This is a genomic window from Okeania sp. SIO3I5 (assembly GCF_010672085.1).
Lineage (GTDB): Bacteria > Cyanobacteriota > Cyanobacteriia > Cyanobacteriales > Microcoleaceae > Trichodesmium.
The window spans coordinates 1-2,250 of the sequence record NZ_JAAHHT010000479.1 but is presented as its reverse complement, the minus strand read 5'-3'; the positions used below and the strand labels follow the sequence as shown (position 1 = coordinate 2,250).

Annotated in this window: 5 protein-coding genes; 3 read left to right on the top strand and 2 right to left on the bottom strand. The window is 32.3% G+C overall.

Annotated features, from left to right (window positions below; genetic code table 11):
* On the top strand, positions 1-576 hold a 576-nt coding region (locus F6K40_RS39825), incomplete at its 5' end, for an FAD-dependent oxidoreductase (protein ID WP_293145734.1).
* Positions 577-622: 46 nt separating this feature from the next.
* Here F6K40_RS39825 and F6K40_RS39820 read toward each other — a convergent pair.
* Positions 623-1,222: a Uma2 family endonuclease gene (locus F6K40_RS39820; protein ID WP_293145731.1), complete on the bottom strand. Its 600-nt coding sequence runs from the start codon at positions 1,220-1,222 to the stop codon at positions 623-625.
* Positions 1,223-1,286: 64 nt separating this feature from the next.
* On the opposite strand from F6K40_RS39820, the gene F6K40_RS39815 reads away from it, so the two are divergent.
* Positions 1,287-1,616, top strand: coding sequence for a Tse2 family ADP-ribosyltransferase toxin (locus F6K40_RS39815; protein ID WP_293145728.1), 330 nt, complete (start codon positions 1,287-1,289; stop codon positions 1,614-1,616).
* Positions 1,617-1,690: 74 nt separating this feature from the next.
* Entirely contained in the window at positions 1,691-2,059 is a 369-nt protein-coding gene (locus F6K40_RS39810) for a hypothetical protein (RefSeq protein WP_293145725.1), read from the top strand.
* 24 nt (positions 2,060-2,083) lie between these two features.
* Here the strand turns inward: F6K40_RS39810 and F6K40_RS39805 are convergent, their stop codons facing one another.
* Positions 2,084-2,218, bottom strand: a complete 135-nt coding sequence (locus F6K40_RS39805; protein ID WP_293145723.1) for a type II toxin-antitoxin system PemK/MazF family toxin — start codon at positions 2,216-2,218, stop codon at positions 2,084-2,086.
* Between the last annotated feature and the right edge of the window lie 32 nt (positions 2,219-2,250).

Below are 2,250 nucleotides of genomic sequence, written 5' to 3'. Positions count from 1 at the left end.
ATCAATGAAATAGTTTTATCAGAAGAAAAAGAGCGTTTTGCTAAAAGTGAGGGTGGATATTTTCCCATAGCTCAATATTGTTCTGGGTTGCATTACTTATTATCAAATACAGATAATTCTAGTGGAGTAATTTTATTAGGAGATGCCGTTCATTGTTTTCCGCCAGATATTGGGCAAGGCGTTAACTCAGCATTGGAAGATGTTTTTATACTTAATCAAGCACTTGATAAAACTAATGATATTATCTCTGATGCTTTGCCATTATTTGAGTCTTTACGTTCTCCAGATATGAAGCCTTTAATACGTTTGGCTCAAACTGCTTTTCCGTGGCAATATAATCAAGATATTCTTGGTAAACGACTATGGAGTATTAACTTTTTTATTCGGTTATTATTGAGTAAAATATTGCCTTTTATTTTTACTCCTCCCGCTTTTATGTTGATTCAAAATCATAAACTTAGTTATCGTCAAATATGGGGAATGGCTCAAAGAACAACTATCTATATATATGTCTTGGGAATAGTTATGATTTTAGGAATTATGGCTTTATTTTTAGATAATTTCCAGTATTTTTAGAATCCAACTTTTGTACCACAGGCATCTTGCCTGTGATAGCTGTACCTCAGTAAGCGGATTCAATATTACTTCTTCCTTCTATCCCAGGAACTTTTTGATAGATTAATTCAATCTGAAAATTAAAATATAAACTGGCAAAATTAACTTTTTCTCCCCTGCTATAAGTTTGAGAAATCCAAATTCCTTGTTCATTTTTCCGAAAACATTCTATAGTCATCTCAGACTGACTAACTAATATATATTCTTGTAAACTTGTAGCCGTTTGATAATCGGTAAATTTGCCTCCTCTATCAAATTTAGCTGTGCTTGGAGACAAAATTTCTATGATTAAAGACGGATAAAGAATAAAGTCTTCATTTGAACTTAAATCCCGTTCATCACAAGTTACTACCACATCAGGATAATAATAACAATTAGCTTCTTCTAGGCGAATTTTAATATCAGAATTAAGTACAATAAAGTCATTATCAATAAGATGATTACCCAATAATGTGATTAAATTACCAGCAATAATAGCGTGGGGTAAAGAAACCCCTACCCTTGCATAAATTTTGCCTCGTCTATACTCATGTTTAATCGGACTTTGTCGCTCTCCTGCTAAATAGTCTTCTGGAGAAACATAGAACTGATTTTGGTTAGCTATCATTGGGTTTGAGTTTGCTATTTTTACTGTTATATTATATCAATAATTAATTAGAAACTCATGCTTAATGGCAAAAACATCTATTAATTTATATCGACAAGGAAATGCAAACTCTCCACGTATGGATAACGTCCGCACTAAAGATATTGCTACTTATCTTATTAATGAAGAAATTTGGGTTAATAGCAGTTTGGAAGGTGGTATTTCTACATTTGCATTTCCCAGAAAAGGTAAAAATTGGTGGAAATTAGAAAGAGATACTGAGATTCCTGTGGCACTAACGCTGATTAATGATTATAATAATCACTGGTTATGGACTCCAAGTTATACTATGCCATTAGAAAAATATAAAGCAGCTCTTAGAGAAATAGGAACATATTTTAAAAGGATAATCTAGGCTATAAAAAGGGATCAATTATTATTTTAATGTGCTAAAATTTTACCCAATTAGTAAAGAAAGGAAATTTAATAATGAAACTATCTTATAAAGCAACACAATTTATTATTGAGGCAATTGAAGAGCAAATCGCAAGTTATCAAAAACGTTTGGAGGAAATTGAAAATATAGATGAGGATGAGGCATCAGATATTGGCAATGATTGTGGTTTTTTAGAGGCACTTCGTAATGATTTGCTAGAGAGTTTGCAGTCGGGAAAGTTACCTCAAGGAAAGGCAAATGTTGAGTCAGAGTTGGGGAGTTTGTCTTGGCAAGAATTAGTTGAATTTATTAGGGAATTTTCTATTAGCGATCGCTTGTTTTTGGTAGATGCAATTAATAAGTCTATTCGAGAAGAAATTAGTAGTGGGAAAAAACGGGATGCGTTTGGGTTGGTTAATTAATCGGAAAACTCGGCAAGTAACCGATTAGACTGTTATATTATATAATATTTGCAAAATTAATGCCGGACGAGTTTTTTTGATTTCTGAACCAAGACTAGGGTCAAAATTTACTAAATATATTTCTCCTCTTTGAGGATTTATTGATTGATTTTTTCCCATGCTTCTTCTTCTAGTTCATACCATTCTTCAGA

What these genes read in the sequence shown, in the direction of transcription:
- F6K40_RS39820 (WP_293145731.1), bottom strand. Translation starts at nt 1,222, where the DNA reads ATGATAGCTAACCAAAATCAGTTCTATGTTTCTCCAGAAGACTATTTA.
- F6K40_RS39815 (WP_293145728.1), top strand. Translation starts at nt 1,287, where the DNA reads ATGGCAAAAACATCTATTAATTTATATCGACAAGGAAATGCAAACTCT.
- F6K40_RS39810 (WP_293145725.1), top strand. Translation starts at nt 1,691, where the DNA reads ATGAAACTATCTTATAAAGCAACACAATTTATTATTGAGGCAATTGAA.
- F6K40_RS39805 (WP_293145723.1), bottom strand. Translation starts at nt 2,218, where the DNA reads ATGGGAAAAAATCAATCAATAAATCCTCAAAGAGGAGAAATATATTTA.